Origin of the sequence: Pseudoflavonifractor capillosus (genome assembly GCF_016902575.1) — a bacterium.
In the GTDB taxonomy this organism is placed as follows: Bacteria; Bacillota; Clostridia; order Oscillospirales; family Oscillospiraceae; genus Enterenecus; species Enterenecus capillosus_A.
This window is the reverse complement of the sequence record NZ_JACSNZ010000111.1, coordinates 1-905: the sequence shown is the minus strand read 5'-3', so window position 1 is coordinate 905 and position 905 is coordinate 1. Positions and strand designations below refer to the sequence as shown.

Below are 905 nucleotides of genomic sequence, written 5' to 3'. Positions count from 1 at the left end.
TGTTCACACCAATCTGCACATTATAAGCTGGCTTGAGCTGCCCGTTTCGCATGTGGTCTTCTTTCAGCCGCATAAATGTGGCATCTTCGTCTGTTTTGGAGTAACTGTTGCGCCCTTCTCCCATGGTGGATAGCATGTTTTCATACTGCTCCCACCGCTCCAGAAGTTCAGACAGGCGCTCCCATTCCTTTTGTCCGGGACTTTTCCGCCGGCCACTTCTATGGACAAAGGTAATATTTTGAGCAAACTCCTCCAACCATGCCCGCAATTCCTGTGTGGAAGTAAAACCGGTAGATCGTTCCACCTGGGCCTTTACTTTGGCCAGGTGCTTCTCCACGCTTTTGCGCCACACAAAGGTATAGCGGCCTGCACGGCTTTCAATCTTTGTTCCATCAATAAAGACAGCTCTGTGGTCTGTCTCCCCCATTTCCTCCAGCTTGCGGACAAACTGGTAGAACAGGTCTTCTATGGCTTCTCTGCACCGCCCGGTTCGAAAACGGGCAATGGTGGTGTGATCCGGTGCCTTTTGGCCTTCCAACAGCCACATAAAATCTACTCGGTACCTACACGCCTCTTCCAGCTTCCGGCTGGAGTAGATGCCACACAGATACCCGTAGACAATTACCTTGAACATCACCCGTGGTTCCACTGCCGATTTCCGTCCTCTGGACGAATAGGTGCGATACAGTTTCCTGTAATCCAGTTCCTCAAGCTGGGCACTTGCCAGTCGGACGGGTGCGTTCTCCGGTAATATTTTTTGTGAGTTCAATGCAAATACCAGTTGACCGTGGCACTCATATACGGTACACTGATCTTGCTTGTTATAATTTGTCTGCATAAACAAATTGTAAAGCAAATGAAACGAGAGGCCAACCCCCAAAAAGGTTAGCCTCTCGTTTTGTTGT

1 pseudogene is annotated in these 905 nt (G+C 49.5%); it reads right to left on the bottom strand.

The features are described 5' to 3' along the window. Positions 1-547: 547 nt before the first annotated feature. Positions 548-838 (bottom strand): annotated as a pseudogene (locus H9X86_RS13160) (transposase); the annotation flags it as partial. Positions 839-905 lie beyond the last annotated feature (67 nt).